Annotated in this window: 14 protein-coding genes and 1 tRNA gene; 7 read left to right on the top strand and 8 right to left on the bottom strand. The window is 65.1% G+C overall.

The genetic code is table 11. From position 1 onward, the window contains the following. Nucleotides 1–50 precede the first annotated feature (50 nt). The 3 genes from uxuA to SAS01S_RS02775 are packed head-to-tail and all read left to right on the top strand — an operon-like array spanning nucleotide 51 to nucleotide 5,692. Nucleotides 51–1,232, top strand: coding sequence for a mannonate dehydratase (gene uxuA, locus SAS01S_RS02785; protein WP_066804461.1), 1,182 nt, complete (start codon nucleotides 51–53; stop codon nucleotides 1,230–1,232). Nucleotides 1,233–1,265: 33 nt separating this feature from the next. Continuing rightward, the gene (locus SAS01S_RS02780; protein WP_066804458.1) at nucleotides 1,266–3,146 is read left to right on the top strand and encodes a glycoside hydrolase family 2 protein; all 1,881 of its coding nucleotides are present in this window, start codon (nucleotides 1,266–1,268) and stop codon (nucleotides 3,144–3,146) included. A 2-nt stretch (nucleotides 3,147–3,148) separates the two neighbouring features. Then, the gene (locus SAS01S_RS02775) at nucleotides 3,149–5,692 is read left to right on the top strand and encodes a beta-glucosidase family protein (RefSeq protein WP_218016238.1); all 2,544 of its coding nucleotides are present in this window, start codon (nucleotides 3,149–3,151) and stop codon (nucleotides 5,690–5,692) included. Between the two features lie 60 nt (nucleotides 5,693–5,752). Here SAS01S_RS02775 and SAS01S_RS02770 read toward each other — a convergent pair whose 3' ends face one another. The 7 genes from SAS01S_RS02770 to SAS01S_RS02735 all read right to left on the bottom strand — a co-directional run bounded on the left by SAS01S_RS02770 (nucleotide 5,753) and on the right by SAS01S_RS02735 (nucleotide 13,906). After that, entirely contained in the window at nucleotides 5,753–6,379 is a 627-nt protein-coding gene (locus SAS01S_RS02770) for a 2-dehydro-3-deoxy-6-phosphogalactonate aldolase (RefSeq protein WP_066804455.1), read from the bottom strand. Next, complete coding sequence (locus SAS01S_RS02765) at nucleotides 6,376–7,245, bottom strand: 2-dehydro-3-deoxygalactonokinase (RefSeq protein ID WP_066804452.1); 870 nt, start codon at nucleotides 7,243–7,245, stop codon at nucleotides 6,376–6,378. The genes SAS01S_RS02770 and SAS01S_RS02765 overlap by 4 nt, the downstream gene beginning before the upstream one ends. A gap of 4 nt (nucleotides 7,246–7,249) precedes the next feature. Further along, a complete protein-coding gene (locus tag SAS01S_RS02760; protein WP_066804449.1) occupies nucleotides 7,250–8,869 on the bottom strand; it encodes a sodium/sugar symporter in 1,620 nt (539 codons plus the stop codon). An 84-nt stretch (nucleotides 8,870–8,953) separates the two neighbouring features. Continuing rightward, entirely contained in the window at nucleotides 8,954–10,102 is a 1,149-nt protein-coding gene (locus SAS01S_RS02755) for an aldose epimerase family protein (RefSeq protein WP_157082645.1), read from the bottom strand. 14 nt (nucleotides 10,103–10,116) lie between these two features. Next, nucleotides 10,117–10,965 (bottom strand): SMP-30/gluconolactonase/LRE family protein, encoded by an 849-nt coding sequence (locus tag SAS01S_RS02750; protein WP_066804442.1) that lies wholly within the window; start codon nucleotides 10,963–10,965, stop codon nucleotides 10,117–10,119. A gap of 708 nt (nucleotides 10,966–11,673) precedes the next feature. After that, a complete protein-coding gene (locus tag SAS01S_RS02740) occupies nucleotides 11,674–12,858 on the bottom strand; it encodes an MFS transporter (RefSeq protein ID WP_066804436.1) in 1,185 nt (394 codons plus the stop codon). Between the two features lie 13 nt (nucleotides 12,859–12,871). Further along, a complete protein-coding gene (locus SAS01S_RS02735; protein WP_066804434.1) occupies nucleotides 12,872–13,906 on the bottom strand; it encodes an aldo/keto reductase in 1,035 nt (344 codons plus the stop codon). A gap of 99 nt (nucleotides 13,907–14,005) precedes the next feature. On the opposite strand from SAS01S_RS02735, the gene SAS01S_RS02730 reads away from it, so the two are divergent. The 4 genes from SAS01S_RS02730 to SAS01S_RS02715 all read left to right on the top strand — a co-directional run bounded on the left by SAS01S_RS02730 (nucleotide 14,006) and on the right by SAS01S_RS02715 (nucleotide 17,918). Then, nucleotides 14,006–14,911, top strand: a complete 906-nt coding sequence (locus tag SAS01S_RS02730; protein ID WP_066804431.1) for a LysR family transcriptional regulator — start codon at nucleotides 14,006–14,008, stop codon at nucleotides 14,909–14,911. A gap of 171 nt (nucleotides 14,912–15,082) precedes the next feature. After that, nucleotides 15,083–16,681, top strand: a complete 1,599-nt coding sequence (locus SAS01S_RS02725; RefSeq protein WP_066804428.1) for an alpha-amylase family glycosyl hydrolase — start codon at nucleotides 15,083–15,085, stop codon at nucleotides 16,679–16,681. Beyond that, on the top strand, nucleotides 16,678–17,703 hold the full coding sequence (locus SAS01S_RS02720) for a glycosyltransferase family 4 protein (protein WP_066804424.1): 1,026 nt from the start codon (nucleotides 16,678–16,680) through the stop codon (nucleotides 17,701–17,703). The genes SAS01S_RS02725 and SAS01S_RS02720 overlap by 4 nt, the downstream gene beginning before the upstream one ends. 139 nt (nucleotides 17,704–17,842) lie before the next feature. After that, nucleotides 17,843–17,918: transfer RNA gene (locus SAS01S_RS02715), tRNA-Thr, on the top strand. Between the two features lie 99 nt (nucleotides 17,919–18,017). Here the strand turns inward: SAS01S_RS02715 and SAS01S_RS02710 are convergent. Next, nucleotides 18,018–20,039 (bottom strand): glycoside hydrolase family 97 protein, encoded by a 2,022-nt coding sequence (locus tag SAS01S_RS02710; RefSeq protein WP_066804421.1) that lies wholly within the window; start codon nucleotides 20,037–20,039, stop codon nucleotides 18,018–18,020. Nucleotides 20,040–20,043: the final 4 nt, after the last annotated feature.

Raw genomic sequence — 20,043 nt, 5'->3', positions numbered from 1 at the left:
CAATCCGGCACCGACCGGCCGCCCCCAACACGCAGGAGCAGTTACCGACGATGTTCATGACGCAGACGATGCGCTGGTTCGGACCCGACGATCCCGTATCGCTACGGGATATCCGCCAGGCCGGTGCGAGCGAAGTCGTGACCGCGCTGCACGATACGGCCAATGGAGCAATCTGGCCGCGCGAAGCGATTGCCGCACGCAAGCGGATGATCGAGCAAGCCGGTCTCGGCTGGACCGTGGTCGAGAGCCTGCCGGTGCACGAAGGGATCAAGACCCGCGGACGCGATTGGGACCGGTTGATCGAGCAATATCGCGAGAGCCTGCGCAACCTGGCAGCGTGCGGGATCGCCGTCGTCACCTATAATTTCATGCCAGTGCTCGACTGGACGCGGACTGATCTAGCCTGGCCGATGCCCGACGGCGCGCTGGCTTTGCGCTTCGAGCTCGAGGCGGTGGCGGTATACGACCTCCACATCCTGCGGCGCCCCGGCGCCGAACGGGATTATGCCCCCGACATGGTCGAGGTCGCGGCGCGCCGCTTCCAGGCAATGGATGACAGCGCGCGCGCGCAGTTGTCGCAAACGATCATCGCCGGATTGCCGGGAAGCGAGGAAAGCTTCACCGCGACCGAATTCCTGGCGGCGATCCATAGCTATGCCGATATCGGCCCCGACCGGCTGCGCGAAAACCATGTCGCCTTTCTCGAAGCGGTCTGCCCCGTCGCCGACGAGCTGGGCATTCGGCTCGTCGTCCACCCGGACGACCCGCCTTTTCCGATGTTCGGCCTGCCGCGCGTCGTCAGTACCGAGGCGGACGTCGCCAATCTCTTTGCGCGCGTGCCGAGCCCGTCAAATGGCCTTTGCTTCTGCGCAGGTTCATTCGGCGTGCGGCCCGACAACGACCTGCCCGGCATGGTCAAGCGGCTCGGCGACCGTATCGGCTTCCTGCATCTGCGCTCGGTGCAGCGCGAGGCCAATGGCGCGTTTCACGAGGCAGCGCATCTGGAGGGCGACGCCAACATGACCGCAATCGTCGGCGCCGTGCACGCGCTGCAACGCCGCACCGGACGCTCGATCCCGATGCGTCCCGATCACGGCCACCAGATGCTCGACGACCTGACCAAGCGAACCAACCCGGGCTACTCGCTGCTCGGGCGGATGCGCGGGCTGGCCGAGCTTCGCGGGCTCGAACGCGGCATCGCCTTCGCGCGCGGCAACGACACGACAAACTGAACAACGGGAGAGCGGAACGTGCAGATAGCAAGGATGATCCGGCGACTGATCGCCGTGACGATGGTCTGCGCGGCACCGGCTGTCGCGCAGCAGGCGGCCGCCCCGACGCTGCCGCTGGCGACGGTCGACAACAGCCCGCTGCTCGTCTCGGCCGACATGCGCGACGGCGTCGATTTGTCGGGGTCGTGGCATTATTCGGTCGATCCGTTCCGCGCCGGCCTTGCCGGGTTCCACGGCGAAACGCCAGGCGAGAGCCAGCAGCGCTATCTCGACCTCGACGTCGCCAAGGCGATGAAGGACGATAATCGCGCGATGTACGAGTTCGATCTCGCGCGCTCGCCCATTACCACCCTGCCCTCGTCCTGGCTGACCGAAGCGCCCGAGCTTCGTTATTATCAGGGGCTGATGTGGTATCAGCGGACCTTCCCCGCGCCCGCGGCGCGCAAGGGTCGCTATTTCCTCCGCTTCGGCGCGGCCAATTACTCGACCGTCGTCTATCTCAACGGCAAGCCGGTGGGGCGGCATGAAGGCGGCTTCACCCCCTTCGCGTTCGAGGTGACCAAGCTGCTGCGGGCCGGCGACAATCAGATCACGGTCGGCGTGGATTCGCAGGCGACCGAAGCGACCGTGCCGCCGCCGGTCACCGACTGGGAGAATTATGGCGGCGTCACGCGGCCAATCCGGCTGATCTCGACTCCCAACACTTATGTCGACGATGCCTGGGTGCGGCTGACTCGTGACGGCAAGCTCGCGGTCGACGCGCATGTCGACGGTGCCCAGGCGGGCAATCACGCCATTCGCCTAAAGATCGCCGCGCTCGGGCTCGACGTTGCCGGAACCACCGACGCAAAAGGCGATTGGCGCACCACGATCGCTGCCCCGCGCGCGCTAGTCCGCTGGTCGCCGGAGCAGCCCAAACTCTATGACGTGACGATCGCCTCGGGCGACGACGAATGGCGCGACCGGGTCGGCTTCCGCACGATCGAGGTGCGCGGCCCCGATATCCTGCTCAACGGCAAGCCGATCTTCCTGCGCGGCATTTCGCTGCACGAGGAGGAGCTCAGCACCGAGCCGACCCGCGCGATCACCCCGGCCGCGGCGCGCGCCCTGCTCGGCGAGATCAAGGACGGGCTGCACGGCAATTATGTCCGCCTCGCCCATTATCCGCATTCCGAGGTGATGACCCGGCTGGCCGACGAGATGGGGATCATCGTGTGGAGCGAAGTGCCGGTCTATTGGCGCGTCGCCTGGAGCAACCCGGACACGCTGGCGACCGCGCGCAACATGATCGCGGAGAACATCATGCGCGACCGCAACCGCGCATCGATCGCGATCTGGAGCGTCGCCAACGAAACTCCGGTGACCGATGCGCGCAACACTTTCCTGCGCACCCTGGTCAGCGACGTGCGCAAGCTCGACGACACGCGGTTGGTCAGCGCCGCGCTGCTGACCGAGCGCTCGCAGGGAGCCAATGGCAAGCCCATCATCGCCATGGCGGATCCGCTCGCCGACGCGCTCGATGTCGTCGCGATCAACACCTATTTCGGCTGGTACACGCCTGATCGGCTCGAGGATCTGGCCAGCTTCTCGTTCCGCGTGCCGGCGAACAAGCCGCTGATCTTCTCCGAATTCGGCGCCGACGCCAAAGCGGGATTCCACGATCAGCGCGGCATGCCGGAGAAATTCTCCGAGGAATATCAGGCCGAATTCTACCGCAAGACGCTTGGCATGGTCGACCGAATCCCGACGTTGCGCGGCATGTCGCCCTGGATCTTGAAGGACTTCCGCTCGCCGCGACGGCAGAACCCGGAGTTTCAACAGGGCTGGAACCGCAAGGGCCTGATCTCCGAGGCCGGACAGCGAAAGCAGGCATTCGGCGTGCTGGCGGGCTATTATCAGAGCAAGGAACGCTGAGGATGTCGCGGCGTCGGGTGCATATCGCCGCGATGGCGGCATCGGCGGCGATGGTCGTCGGCCTGTTCGCTGCCGGGGCGGCGAATGGCACCGAGCCCCTGTCGTGGATGGCGCCCGCACTTGTCGCGCGGCAGGACACGGCAACCTCCGACCCGGCGAAAGAGGCGATCGCGCGATCGCGCGCGCGCCAGTTGATCGCGGCGATGACGCTGGATCAAAAGCTGCAACAGCTTACCGGCAGCCCGCCCTCGCTGCTGCCCGAATTGCCGAATTGCTACGGCGCGCGCCATGTCACCGGAATCGCCGAGCTCGCCATTCCTACCTTCCGGATCACCAACGGTCCGGTCGGCGTGGGCCAGAACGACTGTGTCTCACCCAGCGTACAGGACGCGCGTCCTGCCGGCGAAGGACCATTCTGGCTGCCTTATTCGCACCCGACTTCGGCCAAGGCCACCGCGCTTCCGTCGGGCATGGCGGTGGCGGCGTCGTTCGACCGGCGCGTCGCGGCCGACTTTGGCGGCGTGATCGCCCGGGAAATGAACAACCTGGCGCTGCACGTGTTCGAGGCGCCCGGCATGAACCTCGCGCGCCTGCCGATCCTGGGGCGCAACTTCGAATATTTCGGGGAAGACCCGTTCCTGGCCGGGACCATGGCGGTCGCCGAGACCAAGGCGGTGCAGTCCCATGGCATCATCGCGATGGCGAAGCATTTCGTCGCCAACGAGCAGGAAACCAACCGATTCACCATCCGCGAGACGGTCGACGATCAGGTGTTGCGCGAACTCTACCTCATTCCGTTCGAGATGAGCGTCAAGGACGGCAAGGTCGCGGCGATCATGTGCTCCTACAATTACCTGAACGGCCTGCAGGCCTGTGCCAACAAACCGATGCTGACGGGGGTGCTGCGCGACGACTGGAAATTCACCGGCTACGTCCAGACCGACTTCTTCGCGCTGAAAAGCACCGAGGAACCGCTCAACGCCGGCACCGATCACGAGATGCCGACGCCGCTTCATTGGTCGTCAGACAAGATCGCCGGAGCGCTCAAGAGCGGTGCCGTCACGATCGGCGAGATCGATACCGCGCTCGAGCGGCGCTATACCCAGATGTTCAAAGCAGGCATTTTCGATCGCAAGCTGGTGCAGACCCCGATCGACTTCGCGCCCGGCGGGAAAGCGGCGCGCAACATCGGCACGCGCGCGGCGGTGCTGCTGCAGAATAACGGCGCGCTCCCGCTGCCGCGGACCGCACGCAGCATCACCCTCGTCGGCAAGGCGTCGCAACCCTATGCGCAACAGGCCGTCTCCGGCGGTACGATGCTGAACAAGGCGATGGGCGCTGGCGGCGGAAGTTCCGACGTGGTTCCGAACTACACCGTCAGTCCGATCGACGGCATCCGCGCGGCGCTTCGCGAAACCGGACGCGGTGACGCGGCGGTCAAGCTGGTGCTTGTCGACGATGCCAACGCCACGGCGACGATTGACGGCAAAGCTACCTCATTTGCGGACGCGCTGGCCGAGATCGCCGCCTCGGACTCGGTGATCGTCATGGCCGGTACCAACGCGGAAGAGGGTGCCGATCGCGCGACTTTCACCAACAAAGACGGTCACGAACTGGCCGCCGCCGCGGCGGCCGGCACGTCGCTCGACTGGTATGTCGCGAAGCCGAACACGATCGCGACGACCGATCCGACAGGCAATATGGCGAAATCGAGCCGGACCGTGGCGATGCTGAAGGCCATCTTGGCCGCCCGTTCGACCACAAACGTCGCGATGCCGCGCAAGACCGCGCTGGTCCTGAAGGACAATGCCGGCGTGGCGATGGATCCGGCCCTGCTCGGCGCGCAGGGCCCATCGATCCTGGAGGCCTGGTTCCCGGGTCAGGAAGACGGAAACATCGTCGCCGATCTGCTGTTCGGCCGCGTCGACCCCGCCGGCCGGCTGCCCGTTACCTTCCCCGTCGCGGGCAAGGGGTTTCTCGACGCGATCTCGCCCCGACAATTCCCCGGCCTTGCCGACGCGAGCGGCAAGCTGCAGACGGTGGCGTATAGCGAGAAGCTGAACATCGGTTATCGATGGTACGACGCCAATGCGAGCGGCAAATGCGCGGTCGCGGCGGGACGCAATCCGTGCGTCGCCTTCCCGTTCGGCTATGGCCTTTCCTATACGCGATTCACCATGTCGCAGCCGACGCTGTCGTTCGACAGGAAAGCAGGCCGCTACCTCGTATCGCTCACCGTGACCAACGCCGGCCAGCGAGCGGGCTCCCAAGTGACGCAGGCATATCTATCGTTGCCGGCCAGCGCGAGCCGGGCGGGCGCGGCGCAGCCTCCAAAGCGGCTGGTCGGGTTCGAAAGAGTGGACCTTCAACCCGGGGCGTCGCGGAAGCTGACGATCACGATAGACCCGGCGAGCAGCAACCACCCCCTCGGCGTGTGGAGCGCTGCACGGAAAAGCTGGATCATCCCATCAGGCCGCTACACGATATTGGTCGGCACATCGTCCGCGATCGGGGACCTCGCCGAAGCAGGACAGTTCGTTCGTTAGGGCTGTTCGTCGCCGCCGCAATGGCAGCAGCACCAGACGGTGAGCGTCGGCGCTGGTTGGTCAGTCCAGAGCGGCGACGAAAGCACGGGCACGAGCACCCACCTCGCCTGCCGTCATACCGGGTTTGTAGAGCGCCGAGCCGAGACCGAAGCCGGCCGCGCCCGCCTGGCGCCAGGGTGCCATGCCCTCGGGGACGATGCCGCCCACCGGCAGCACGCGCAGCTCGCTCGGCAGGATGGCGCGCATCGCCTTGAGCACCGTCGGGCTGGCGGCTTCGGCGGGGAACAGCTTGAGCGCGGTCGCGCCCGCGTCGAGCGCGGCAAGCGCCTCGCTCGGGGTGGCGATACCGGGCAGCGACACCAGGCCGGCGGCGGCGCTGGCGCAGATCACGTCGATATTGGTGTTCGGCGAAATCACCATCCGGCCGCCGGCATCCCGCATCGCCGCGACCTGGCCGACCGTCAGCACCGTGCCGGCGCCGATCATCGCCCGGTCTCCGAACGCGGCGACCAATCGGGCAACGCTGTCGAGCGGATCGGGCGAATTCATCGGCACCTCGATCAGCGTGAAGCCTGCTGCGACCAGTTCTTCGCCGATCGCGACCACTTCATCGGGCCGCACGCCGCGCAGGATAGCGATCAGCGGACAAGAGGCGAAGGCGGCGTCGAAAGCGGCAAGCGAAGTCACGAGAGAGAGGCTCCTATCCGGGAAATACCAGCGACGAACGCCGCATGGCTGTCGATGATCGTCGCGGCGCGCCCATTGACCTCGATCGCGGCGGCGTAGAGGCCGCCCAGTACGGGGTCGGCCAGAATATAGGCCGTCTCGAACGGATTGTCCGCGACGCGCGCGGCGACGTCCGCGCCGATGATCAAGCCACTGCCGAAGGAGGCGGCATCGGCGTCGTCGCGCAAGCCAAGCAGTTTCGCGGCGCGGATGCCGAATAGCGAGGCGGTCAAGTCGCGCTTCGTTCCTTCGCGCACGCCGTCGCGGAACGCGTCGCCCAGCACGACGTCGGCGCCCAGCTGCGCCGATAGGATGCCGTGCGCACGGACCAGCGCGAACAATTCGCCGGTCATCGCGGTAGTGAAGCGCGCGATGCGCGATCCCGCCATCTCGACCCATTTGCAATGGGTGCCGGGCTGGACGAGCAACGCATCGGGCGGTGTCAGCCCGGCCGCGACGGCGCCCAGCAATTGCACTTCCTCGCCACGCATGACGTCGCCGCGCGCACCGTCGCAGAACGAAACGCCGGGGACGATCGCGGTGCGATCGTCGATCCGCAACAGGTTGTCGCGGAGATCATCGAGGCCGGCCGGCGCCGGAACGTAGCGCGCTTCGCGCCAGCCGATCGTCGATCCGACCATTCCAGCCATCAGCACTGGCACATCGCCGAGCCGCGCGCGGATCGCTGCCAGCTCGCCCGCGAAATCGCTGACGGAAGTTACCCCGAGCGCGTCGCGCTCGGTCGCGGTGACCGCGCCGTCCTCGATCCGGTAGACGCGCCGATTGGTCGTGCCCCAATCGATCGCCAGCAAGGGTCGCGCGCTCATGCCATCACCACCAGGTCGCGTAGAGCGCGATCAGGATCACCACGATCAGGCCAGCGGCGATGTTGAACCCCGCCGTCGTTTGGAACGAAACACCGCGCATCGTGATCAGATTGCTCTCCGCGCGGGCCGGGTGGAGGAGCGATACGATCACCGCCAGCGCCAGCGCAACGAAAAAGACGATCGACATGCGATTGATGAACGGGATCGCGTTGAGCATCGCCGAGCCGCCCCAGGCGGCGGGAAACCAGAAGATGAAGCTCACTACTACCGACGCTATCGCGCCGACCAGCGCTCCCATCTCGGTCGCACGGGGCCAGAACAGGCCGAGCAGGAAGATCACCGTGATCCCCGGGGTCACGAAGCCCGAAAATTCCTGGATATATTGGAACGCCTGATCGAGACTGCCGAGCAACGGACGCGTCGTCGCCATGGCGACGACGATCGCCACGGCCGCCGCGATCCGACCGACCAGCACCAGATGTTTCTCATGCTCGATGGACCCAGCGGCGTCCTCGGCGCGCGTCTGCACGCCTTTCCTCTTGGCATAGATATCGAGCGTGAAGATCGTCGCGATCGAATTGATCTTGGACGCGGTCGAGGCGATGATCGCCGCGACTAGCGCCGCGAACACCAGGCCGAGCAAGCCGGTCGGCAACAACCGCATCATCGTCGGATAAGCCTGGTCGGGCTTGGCCAGGCCGGGCGCCAGCACGACCGCGGCGATCCCCGGCAGCACGATGATCACCGGCATCAGCAGCTTGAGGAAACCCGCGAACACCACCCCGCGCTGCGCCTCCGACAGGCTCTTCGCCGCCAGCGCGCGCTGGATGATATATTGGTTGAATCCCCAATAGCTGAGATTGGCGATCCACATCCCGCCAACCAGCACCGCTACACCCGGCAGATCCTTGTAATGCGGATTGTCGGGCGACAGGATCATATCGAAATGATCGGGCACGCGCCGTGTCAGCTCGGTAAAGCCGGCAATCACCCCGGCGTCGCCACCAATCTTGCCGAGCGTCAGATACGCGATCACCAGCCCGCCGAACACGAGCAACGCGACCTGGACGATATCGGTCAGCGCAACCGCCTTGAGCCCGCCGCGCAGCTGATACAGCAAGGCGAAGGTGCCGAGCCCGATCAGCGCGACATCCTGGTTGAGGCCGGTCACCTGCGTCACCGCGATCGACCCCAGCCAGATGATCGAGGTCAGGTTCACGAACACGTAGAGGATCAGCCAGAACACCGCCATCACGGTGCGGATCGTCGGCCCGAACCGCTGTTCTAGGAATTGCGGCATCGTGTAGATCTTGTTGGCGAGGAAGATCGGCAGGAACCATTTGCCGACGATCAGCAACGTCGCCGCCGCCATCCATTCGTAGGACGCGATGGCGAGGCCGATCGCATAGCCGGATCCCGACATGCCGACGATCTGTTCGGCCGAGATATTCGCCGCGATCAGCGACGCGCCGATCGCCCACCAAGGGAGGTTCTTGGACGCCAGGAAATAGTCGGACGAGTCTTTGGTATGGCCCGCTTTCTCCCGGCTGACCCATTGGGCGAGCCCGAAGATGCAGACGAAATAGATCACGACGACCGCGATATCGATGGTGGCGAGCTGCATGCGCTTTCCCTTCCCCTCCGGACTCCCGGTTTCAGCACGGCTAAACGGTCACGTCACCTGTTCAACGAATGCTGAAACCAAATTCTACCGACGGCGGCCGGCAGTTTGCCCCGTCGTCAGACGATAGGTCATGACGTTGCGATAGACCTGGCCGGGCGCCAGGCGGGCGGAAGGGAAGGTCGGCCGGTTGGGCGTGTCGGGAAAGAGTTGCGGCTCCAGTGCGATCGCGTCGCCCTCGCGATAGATGCGCTTGGCTTTACCCGACGACGTACCGTCGAGGAAATTGCCCGAATAGAATTGCAGGCCGGGCTGGTTCGACCACAGTTCGAATCCGCGCCCGGATTTCGGATCAAGGACGCGCGCCATCAGGTGCTGATCGAACGTGATCTGGCGACCGAACACCCAATTATGATCGTAACCGCGGCCGTAAACGAGTTGCTCGTCACGCGCGTCGCGCACTCGGTCGCCAATCACGCGGGGCGTGCGGAAATCGAATGCCGTTCCCTTGACCGGCCGCAATTCTCCAGTCGGGATCAAGCCGTCGTCGATCGGCAGATAGGAATCGGCCGGCATCGTCAGCACCATTCCCATCGCGCCGTTGTCCGATCCCTCGCCGGACAGATTCCAATAAGCATGGTTGGTAATGTTCGCGATCGTCGGCGCGTCGGTGGTGGCGCGATATTCGATGCTGAGCGCGTTGTTCTCGTCGAGCGAATAGGTCGCATCGACAGTCAGCGCACCGGGATAGCCCTGATCGCCGTCGCGGCTGACATAACGCAGCGTGACCGACGCGGTCGGCCCCGATTTCACCGAGACCACCGACCACAACACCTTGTCGAATCCGACGGTGCCGCCGTGGAGCGAGTTCTTCCCGTTATTGACTGGCACACGATAGTCGCGCCCATCGAGAGAAAAGCGGCCGCGGGCGATGCGGTTGGCGAACCGTCCCACCGTGGCGCCGAAATATTGCGGCGTCTTGAGATATTCCTCGATCGTATCGTAGCCGAGCGTGACGTCGGCGCGCTTACCGGTGCGATCGGGCATCACGAGCGATTGCAGCGTTGCGCCATAGGCAATCACCGTCGCCGACACGCCTGCCTTGTTGGTCAGCGTCACCGCCGCCACCGACCGTCCGTCGGGCAGCCGGCCAAAATTCGATTGCCGCGCCTCCGCCGCCATTGCGGGGGTGGCGACGCCGATCAGCATCGCGGCAAGAGCTAGCGAACGCAGCATCATGTCAGTCTCCTTCATCCGAGGTAACGATAGGGGGAAATGCCGCGGCAACCGGCGTCGACTTCGAACAGGCACCCGGCCCGGGGCTCGTCGACGCCATCGGCGGCCGAGGTCACGAACATCCGGTCGAGCGCGTCGCCAGCGAACGCGACATTGGTGATCTGCGACGCCGGCAAGGCGATGGTCCGCTCGCGCCGGCCCGCCGGATCGAACCGCGCCACGCACGACCCGCCCCAGCAAGCCACCCATAAATGGCCCTCGGCGTCGATCGTCATGCCGTCGGGATGACCCCAATCGGGTGCGAACGTGATATGCGGCTCGCGCGGGCCGACACTGCCATCGTCATGGACCGGATAGCGGAAGATCGTGTCGAGCGCGGTGTCGGTGTGGAACAGGAAGCCGTTGCCGATCGCCGGGCCGTTGGGGATGGTATAGCCGTCCTCGATCCGCGTCGTCCGCCCATCGGGGTCGAGCCGATAGAAGGCGCCGCTCGGGCGGTCGCAGGTCAACGGCATCGACCCCGCCCAGATGCGTCCGGCGGCATCCGCCTTGGCATCGTTGAAACGATTGCCGTCCCGCTCGGGCTCGGGCGCAGCGATGGTTTCGATGACCAGAGGATCGAACGACAGCGCGACGAAAGCACGCCCGAGCCCGGCGACGAACCCGCCCTGCTCGCGCTCGACCAGCCAGCCGATCGTGTCGGGCATCGACCAATCGTCGACGCGGCCGCCGGCCAGATCGAGGCGATGGACGCGCGCGCCGAGGATATCGACCCAATAGAGCGCAGCCTCGCGGCCGGACCATAACAGCCCTTCCCCAAGGCGGTCGCGTCGGTCGCGTTCGATCACGCGGACATCGGACATCAATGGCGGCCCCGGGAAAGCCTACGCTGGGCAATGCACTTAACGCAGACGGCCGGCGCTAAGACGCGTTCTGCGGTGACGAGCTCGGCCCGGCGACGGTCGGCAATGCGACGGCTATCCAATCCGCGCGACCACCCCGAACCCATGCGCCTCTCCGTATTCCCACCCTCGTAATCAGGGCCGTTGCGGTTGGCTTGATAGCGTCAACCAAACGAAGATAGAAACCCTATTTGTCTGACATAATAATCACAAGGGCGCGAATGGCGTGCCCCGACCGCATCGGGCTCATATATCTACGTGACCCGAACAGCGCTTGGGCATCAAATCGGCGCTCCGCGCGTTGATAGCTCACGAGGGCCCGACAAAACGCACGGCGGACATAATGAAAACGCACGACAAATCTTCGAATGTGGAAGCAGAGGACGGCGAGGTATTCATAGATGGCCCCGGCGGCGTAGCATACGCAATGACGCCCGAAGCCGCCGCGGACACTAGCGACAAATTGCTCCACGGTTCGGCAAAGGCCGCTGGTCAGCGAGTGGAACAAGACCGGGTCGCGGAAGAAAAACGCAGTCGCCACATCGCTTAGATCGTTCCACCGGCGGTATGGCGGAGCCTGAAAAAGGCCGGACTGGTAGAAGGGGGCAGGAAAAAAAGCCCTGACGGATCGCTGTGTTGCGGATCGGCAGGATCACGCGCGATCAGCGGTCAGCCGGCGATATTGGCCGAACTCCCATGATATGGAGGAGACGAGTGCCGCTTGGCGGCGAGCGCGACCGCGACCAATCCGATCGCCGATGTCACCGCTCCCGCCAGCGCAACGGTCGGATAGCCCCATCCTGCCGCGATCACGCCGCCGCCCAACGCGGCGCCAAATGCATTGCCGAGATTGAACGCACCGATATTGACCGAGGATGCGAGGTTCGGAGCATCCGCGGCCGCCGCCATCACCCGCACCTGCAGCGGCGGCACCAGGGCGAAGCTCGCCACGCCCCAGGCAAAGACCAAGATAGCGGTCGGCGCGGCATGCGACATCGTCAAGGCAAACGCGATCAGGATGGCCGACAGCGACGCCAAGGTGACAATCAGTGTGCGATCGACGTGCCGATCAGCGAATTTACCGCCCGCCCAATTACCGACCGTGAGTCCCAAGCCATAGGTAACCAGCATCGCGGTGACGAAACCGAGCGAGGCATGGGTCGCCTCGCGCAGGATTGGCGCGATATAGGTGAAGACGGTGAACATCGCGCTCGATCCGATCACGGTGAGCGCGAGCGCGCCCAGCACCTTGCCGCGTGCCAACACGCGCAGCTCGGCGAGCGCGTTGCCGCCTTCCGGTGCCGGAAGCGCGGGCAGGGTCAACCGCAGCGATACGATCGTGGCCACGCCCAAGGCGGCAATGCCCCAGAACGAGGCGCGCCAGCCGAGATGCTCGCCCGCCCAGGTCGCGAGCGGCACGCCGACGACATTGGCGATGGTCAGCCCCATGAACATCGCGGCCACCGCGCTTGCCCTGCGCTGCGGCGGCACCAAGCCGGCCGCAACGATCGACCCGACGCCGAAAAAGGCGCCATGGTTGAACGAGGTCAGAACCCGCGCTGCCAATAGCAGCGCATAGCTATGCGAGACCGCCGCTAGCACATTACCCAGCGTGAAGATGGCGGCGAGCCCTATCAGCAGTGCGCGCCGCGGCACGCGGCCGGTGGTCAGCGTCATCAGCGGCGCGCCGATCATCACCCCCAGCGCATAGCCGCTGATGAGCAGTCCGGCGGCCGGAATGGAGACGCCGAGATCCGTCGCGATCACCGGGAGTAGTCCCATCGGCGCGAACTCGGTCACACCGATGCCGAAGGCGCCGACGGACAAAGCCAAAAGGCCGAGATTGAGCTTCATTGCTACCCTCCCCTCAAACCAGCGCCGGATTGAGGCGGGCGAAGCCCTCCTGCTGGCGGTAAGGTGTGTGCGGATAAGGCGGCAGCACGTCGCTTGCCGCGTCGAGCGCGGCGACCTGCTCGGGCGTGAGCGACCAGCCCAATGCGCCAAGATTATCGCGCAATTGCTCCTCGTTGCGCGCGCCGATGATCACCGACGAAACGGTGGGACGCCGCAGCAGCCAATTGATCGCGATCTGGGGCACCGTCTTGCCCGTCTCGGCCGCGACCGCCTCGAGCGCGTCGATGACGCGATAGAGCTGCTCGGTTTCGACGGGCGGCGCGAACTGTTCGGTGTCGTGCAACCGGCTCCCCGCCGGTATCGGACGATCGCGCCCGATCTTCCCGGTCAGGCGTCCCCATCCGAGCGGGCTCCAGACCAACGCGCCGAGACCCTGATCGGCGGCGAGCGGCATCAGCTCGGCTTCGTAGGCGCGGCCGATCAATGAGTAATATACTTGATGCGCGACTAGGCGGGGCCAACCGTGCCGGTCGGCAATCGCCTGCGCTTTCATGATCTGCCAGCCGGGATAGTTGGAAACGCCGGCATAGCGGATCTTGCCCGCGGCGATCAGCTGGTCAAGCGTGCCCATCACCTCCTCGGCGGGTGTCGAGGCGTCGAAAGCGTGAAGCTGGAGCAGATCGATATAGTCGGTGCCCAGCCGCCGTAGCGCATCCTCAACGGCGCGGATCAGGCGGGCGCGGGACGCGCCCCAATCCTGCGGCCCATCTCCCATCGGCAGGCCGGTTTTGGTCGAGATCAGCACGCTATCGCGGCGGTCGCGGATCGCAGCACCGAGAATCTCCTCGGAAGCGCCGTTCGAATAGACGTCCGCCGTGTCGAACAAAGTGACTCCCGCATCCAGGCACAGGTCGACCAGCCGTCGCGCCTCGGCGACATCGCTCGTTCCCCAAGCGCTGAACAGCGGCCCCTGACCGCCGAACGTCCCGGTGCCGAAGCTCAGCGCCGGCACGCGCAACCCCGATGATCCCAATTGCCGATATTCCATCACCAGCTCATCCCTTGTTCGTTAGACTGTTCGTTCGACGCATAGATGGACGCAGGAAACTCATGCGTGTACCCGCAGCCAACGCGAAAGATTGTTGCGGTGGATGCAAAGATGGCAAGCGGAACCGATCGGGCGCGCGAAATGGCGCTGTTCATGGCGGTGGTCGACAATGGCAGTTTTTCGGCGGCAGGCCGCCTCCTCGACCTCAGTCCTTCGGCGGTCGCCCGCGCGATCGACCGGATCGAGGCGCGGCTAGGCATACGCCTGCTCCTGCGCTCGACCCGCACACTCGCACTGACCGCGGAAGGCCAATCCTATCTCCAGGCGGCGCGCCGCATCCTCGCCGACCTCGACGATGCCGAGCAGCAGATCGCCGACCAAGGCGCGCCGCGCGGCCGCCTGAGCGTCAGCGCAGCGCTCGCCCATGGTCGGCTTTGCGTGGTGCCGCTATTGGGCGAGTTTGCCGCCTGCTATCCGCATATTCTGGTCGACATCGCGCTGACCGACACGCTGGTGGATGTCGCTGCCGGACAGGCCGATGTCGCGATACGCTTCGGCCCCCTGCCCGACAGCACGCTCACGGCGCGCAAGCTCGGCGAAACCCGTCGGATCATCGTCGCATCGCCCGACTATCTCGCCAACCATGGCACGCCGCGCGAGCCCGAAGACCTGCACGAGCATAATTGCCTCAACTTCAACTTCCGGCGCGCCGAGCCGATCTGGCCATTCCGCCGCGACGGGAGCGATTTCTCGCTATGCGTCAAAGGCAATATCGAAGCGAATAATGGCGAGACGCTGGGGCAGCTCGCCGCGATCGGCATCGGCATCGCCCGGGTAGGCGCCTTCAGTGTCGCGCAGGAGATCGCCAGCGGCCAACTCGTCCCCATCCTGGAGGAATTCAACCCCGGCGATGTCGAGCAGATCCACGCCGTGTTCGTGGGCGGCGTCAGCACCCCGGCGCGGATACGGGTCTTTGTCGACTTTCTTGCCGAAAATTTGCGGTGAGATCGACCCATCTCGATGACCAACGAGTCTTTTCCGGAACCACGCAGCCAGTTTCGAGCTTTTAGCCCGATCCCAAGGAGTAGATCATGATCATTCAGCGTCAGGTCCAGGCACTATCGACGCTGGGCGACGTCCAGCCGCTTTCCAGAGGCGCTGAAAAGGCGTGACGAAGTGACATCGACCAGGAAAGCGCCCTGGTGGGAAAGCGGCGTCATCTATCAAGTCTATCCACGCTCGTTCCAGGACAGCGACGGCGACGGGGTCGGCGATCTGCGCGGGATCGAGCAGCGGCTCGATTATATAGCCGCGCTCGGCGTCGAGGCGATCTGGCTGTCGCCGATCTTCCCATCGCCGATGATCGATTTCGGCTATGACGTCGCCGACTATTGCGGCGTCGATCCCTTGTTCGGGACGCTGGACGATTTCGACCGGCTGCTGACGGCAGCGCATGCGCGCGGCCTCCGGCTGTTGCTCGATTTCGTCCCCAATCACAGTTCCGACCAGCATCCCTGGTTCCTCGAGAGCCGGCGGTCGCGAGACAACCCCAAGCGCGACTGGTACATCTGGCGCGATCCGGCGCCGGGCGGCGGCCCGCCCAACAACTGGATCAGCGACATGGGCGGCTCGGCCTGGCAATGGGACGAGGCGACCGGGCAATATTATCTGCACGCTTTCCTGAAAGAGCAGCCCGACCTCAACTGGCGCAACCCTGCCGTGCGCGAGGCGATGACCGACGTGCTGCGCTTCTGGTTGGAGCGCGGGGTCGACGGATTCCGGATCGACGTGCTGTGGCACATGGTCAAGGCGGAAGGTCTTCCCGACAATCCGCTCAACCCGCAATACCGCGCCGAGCTGGGCGAGAAGCTCAAGCTGCTGCAGATCCATTCGACCAACCAGCCCGAGGTCCATGACATCGCCGCGGCATTCCGCGCGCTGGCGGACAGTTATGGCGACCGCCTGCTGGTCGGCGAGATTTGCCTGCCGGTCGAGACACTGATGCATTATTACGGCCGCGGCGCGCCGGGAGTGCACCTGCCGTTTAATTTCCAGCTGCTCGATGCGCCATGGCACGCGCAGTCGCTCGCCGCGATGATCAGCGCCTATGAAGCCGCCTTGCCCGACGGAGCTTGGCCGAACTGGGTGATCGGCAGCCATGACGCCCCGCGCATCGCCGCGCGGCTGGGCGAGGCACAGGCACGCGTCGCGGCAATGCTGCTGCTGACACTGCGCGGCACGCCGACTCTGTACCAGGGCGACGAGCTCGGGATCGGCAAAGTGACAATCCCGCCGGACCGCATCCGCGATCCCCAGGACCTGAGACAGCCCGGCATGGGCCTCGGTCGCGACCGCTCGCGCACGCCGATGCCGTGGGACAGCTCGGCCAATGCCGGGTTCAGTACTGCCGAGCCCTGGCTGCCGCTCAACGACGACTGGCCGCTCCGCAACGTTCAGACCCAGCAGCAGGATAGCGGATCGATGCTGTCGCTTTATCGTCAGCTGCTGCGCTGCCGGCGGGAGTCGTCGGCACTGGCGCTCGGCGCGTTCGAGCTGGTCGCGGCGGACGGCGATCTGCTGGTCTATGACCGGTTCGACGATTGCGAGCGCGTGCGAGTGGCGCTCAACCTCGCCGCCAACGCGATCAAATTGCCCTTCGACTTCGACCCCGCCGCGCAGTTGCTGGTCGGCACCCACCCGCGCGAAAGCCTGGGCGACATGCTGCGCCCGAACGAAGCCATCGCCTTCCGCCTGAATGGCCCGGACGTATCATGAAGATCGCGATGCTGGCACCGATCGCCTGGCGTACCCCGCCGCGGCACTACGGACCATGGGAGCTGGTGACCAGCCTGTTGACCGAGGCCCTGGTCGCGCGAGGGGTCGACGTCACGCTGTTCGCGACTTTGGACAGCATCACCTCGGCCAAACTCGACGGCGTCGTCCCGGCGCCTTATTCGGAGGACCCGACGATCGACGCCAAGGTGTGGGAATATCGCCACCTCTCGCATTTGTTCGCGCAGGCCGATCGCTTCGACCTGATCCACAATCAGGCGGATTTCCCGGCGCATGCCTTCGCGCCGCTGGTGCACACGCCGATGGTGACGACGATCCACGGCTTTTCGTCCGAGCGCATCCTGCCGATGTATCAGCCATTCCAGGATCGCATTCACTACGTCGCGATCAGTGAGGCCGATCGGCACCCGTCGCTGCGTTACGCCGCCACCATCCATCACGGCATCGCGCTGGACGAATTCCCGTTCGAGCGGGACGGCGGCGACGGCCTGTTATTCTTCGGCCGCATCCATCCCGACAAGGGCGCGAAGGAGGCGATCGCCGCGGCGCGCAGTAGCGGCCATCACCTCGACATCTACGGCATCGTCCAGGACCAGGCCTATTTCGACGCGACGGTAGCCCCCGAACTCGACGACCAAATCCGATATCATGGTCCAGTGGGCGGCGCCGATCGGGCGCAGGCGCTCGGCAAGGCGCGGACGCTCCTCCACCTGATCAATTTCGACGAACCGTTCGGCCTGTCGGTAGTCGAGGCGATGGCGTGCGGCACGCCGGTCATCGCCACCCGGCGCGGCTCGATGAGCGAATTGATCGAGCATGATAGGACCGGCTTTCTGGTCGATGATGCGGAGGGCGCGGTTCGCGCGATCGCCCGTATCGGGGAACTGGATCGCGCCACAGTTCGGCAGCGCGCCGTCGAGCGTTTTTCGGTCGACCGCATGGCCGACGAGTATATCGCGCTCTACCGCTCGGTGCTGCAGCGTACACAGGTCAGCAACGGCTGATGTACGCGCTGCCCGCAATCGACTGCAGACAAAACGTCATTTCCAGGGGGTTTGGAAGGCGCGATCGCGACGGCGCGCTTGTCAGTCTCCGACAAGCCTGATAAGCGCCCCGCCTTGCCGTGCCGGAAGGCGCGCGCGGGCCGCCTTAGCTCAGCTGGTAGAGCATCGCATTCGTAATGCGGGGGTCACAGGTTCGAGTCCTGTAGGCGGCACCAGTACATAAGAGATACGATAGTTCATCTGAGCCGAATCCTTCCGATTTGACTGGCGCTCAGCTCGACTGATCCGCTCACCCCGCGGAATGGAACTAGCGGCTATCCGATCAAGCGAAACCTTATCGCCGTGCCGCCGCCGGGCGCCAGGTCGAGCGTAAGCACATCCTTTGATGTCACCACCTTCTTCTCGATGGTGATCGCCAGCGGATTGACCCGGTAATCGGCATTCGGCCCATCGCGATAGATCTGCGCCTCATACTTCTTGCCCGGCGCAAGGAAGGTCAGCGGTTGCTTGAGCGACCGCCCATTCTCGTCGGTGATCGCGCCCAGGAACCAGTCCTGCCCACCGCGCGGCTGGCGCGCGACGACGACGTAATCGCCGATCTCCGACTGCAGCGTCTTCGTCACTTCCCAATCGGTCGGCACGTCGCGAATGAACTGGAACGCGCCCAGATTCTTCTCGTAATTCTCGGGCAAATCGGCGGCCATCTGGATCGGACTGTAAAGCACGACGTACTCGGCCAGTTGCGTGGCGATGGTCGACTGTACGCGCCGCGTCACGTCGTCCTTGCCGTGCGCGACGTCGAAGATGCCGGGGGTGAAATCCATCGGCCCGCCAAGCATGCGCGTAAACGGGATGATGGTGAGGTGCTCGGGCGGATTGGTCGGCACGCCCCAGGCGTTGTATTCCTGTCCGCGCGCGCCTTCGCGGGCGATCATGTTGGGCCAGGTACGGCGGAGGCCCGTATCCTTGACCGGCTCGTGCGCGTCGATCGCGATGCGATATTTGGCGGCGGTTTCGGCGACGAGCAGATTGTGGCGGACCATGAACTGGCCGGCGAACCATTCGCCCTTGCCGTCGCGGTCGAGGATGTCGCCGGCGTGGCGGACGTAGCCCGTCTTCACCGAGCGCACGCCATAGCTGCTGTAGAATTTCATCGCGTCGTCGAGCTGGTTTTCGTAATTGACCACGCCGCCGCCGGTCTCGTTATGCCCGATCAGCTGGACGCCCTTCGACTTGGCATAGGCAGTGATCGCGGCGATGTCGAAATCGGGATAGGGCTTGGTGAAACTGAACTTGTCGCCATTGGCGATCCAGTCGCCATCCCAGCCCAGATTCCAGCCCTCGACCAGCACCCCGCTGAACCCATATTTGGCGGCGAAGTCGATATAGCGCTCGACATTGGCGGTGGTGGCACCGTGCCGCATGCCGCTCGACCAGGTGGTCTTGTCGAGATGCATTTCCCACCACACGCCGACGAACTTGCCGGGGGTGAACCACTTCTGGATGTCGGGGATCTTGCTCGGCTCGTTGAGGTTGAGCTCGATCCGGCTGTCGGCCAGCGCGCCCGGCGTCGCGCCGATCAGCACCGTCCGCCACGGCGTGGTGAAGGCGCCGGTCTTCTTCACCAGCGTGCCGTCGGGCCACGGCATCAGCCAGGCGGTCAACGTGCCTTCGCCATTGCCCTGCAGCAGCATCGACGGGAAATCGATCATCGCCGCTTCGTGGAACGAGAGGTAGAGGCCGTTGGCGCCCTTCATCGTCAGCGGCGTCTCGGCCAGGGTGATGCGGCGCGCGTCGGTCTGGGTATAGAGATACTCGTCGCGTTCCTGGCCAAGGCCTTGATACCACCAGGCCTGATAGGCGCCGAGCGTATGGAATTGCGTCCGCTCTGCGGTGACCGCGACCTCCTGTCCAGCGGGGATGCCGGCATAATCGTAGCGGAAGCCGAAGCCGTCATCGAACAGTCGGAAGGTGACATCGACCGCCTTGTTGAGCGCGGTGTCGCCGCTCAGCGTCACGGTCAGCTGGGTGTGATTGTCGCGGATCACGCGCTCTTCGCCCCAGGGCTGTTCCCAGCTGGTGTTGGAGGTAGCGCGGCGCGGATTGCCGATCGCGGTGTAGCGCGCCGCGGTCTCGCCCTTGAACGTCAGCCCGAGCTCGGATGGCGCTAGCACGACATTGCCCTTGCGCGAGACTTCGTAGAGCGCCTGGCCGTTGTCGACCCACACGCAAACCTCGATCACCTTGCCCGGCGATTGCGCGCATTCGCGCGTGGCGGCCGCGGCCGAGGCGGTCCAGCCGAGCGCGGCGATCAGGGCAAGCGAGCGAAGGATCATCGGG

This window comes from Sphingomonas asaccharolytica NBRC 15499 (assembly GCF_001598355.1).
Classification (GTDB): Bacteria; Pseudomonadota; Alphaproteobacteria; order Sphingomonadales; family Sphingomonadaceae; genus Sphingomonas; species Sphingomonas asaccharolytica.
The sequence above is the reverse complement of the archived record's forward strand: the minus strand, read 5'-3'. Positions and strand labels throughout refer to the sequence as shown.